This is a genomic window from uncultured Neptuniibacter sp. (assembly GCF_947498015.1).
GTDB lineage: Bacteria > Pseudomonadota > Gammaproteobacteria > Pseudomonadales > Balneatricaceae > Neptuniibacter.
The window spans coordinates 1-736 of the sequence record NZ_CANMIR010000029.1; the positions used below are offsets into that span (position 1 = coordinate 1).

Consider the following 736-nt stretch of genomic DNA (forward strand, 5'->3'; position numbering starts at 1 on the left):
CATCAATCACGGTGTTATTCACAGCACCCGTTGTGCTGATCGATTCAAAGTTACCACCCGTTGTACCGGTAATGGTCACTTCAGCCAGCGTTTCCTCACCCTGCGCCTGATCATCATCTGCTCGTACTGCAACCGGATCAGAGTCCGCAGTGCTATCACCCACTGGAATCTCAATCACAACACCATTGGACAGTGTTACGAACAGTGAAGACTCTGTCACTGGAGAATCGACAGAGACACTGTAAACGATGCTGCCACCCTCTTCGATCTGCTGATTGTTGGTCACAGAATCCAATGTCACTGTCGTTGCATCGGTATCATCAACAATCGTTGCGCTGCTGCTAGCACCGGCATAAGAGAGGTTTTCAAAACCACCGCCTACTGCATCAGTCACTTCCGCAAGGACTGTTCCTTCACCCTGGATGTACTTGTCATCGGCACGACTATCAACGAGTACATCAACAAACTGTTTGCCCGCTTCGATCGTAACCTCACCCAGTGAGGTCTGCAGGACAACATTGCTCGTTGGTACATTATCGACAGAGAAACGGAAAGTGATGCTGTTACCTTCAACCACATCGTCGGTAACTACCGTACCCTCTTCATCCACCTGATTTACGCTAATGGTGGTAGTATCACCATCATCAATCACGGTGTTATTCACAGCACCCGTTGTGCTGATCGATTCAAAGTTACCACCCGTTGTACCGGTAATGGTCACTTCAGCCAGCGTTTC

The 736-nt window shown here is 49.2% G+C and carries 1 protein-coding gene; it reads right to left on the reverse strand.

Annotated features, from left to right (window positions below):
- The coding region (locus tag Q0882_RS16630) for an immunoglobulin-like domain-containing protein (RefSeq protein ID WP_299184096.1) at positions 1 to 736 on the reverse strand (736 nt) is incomplete at both ends.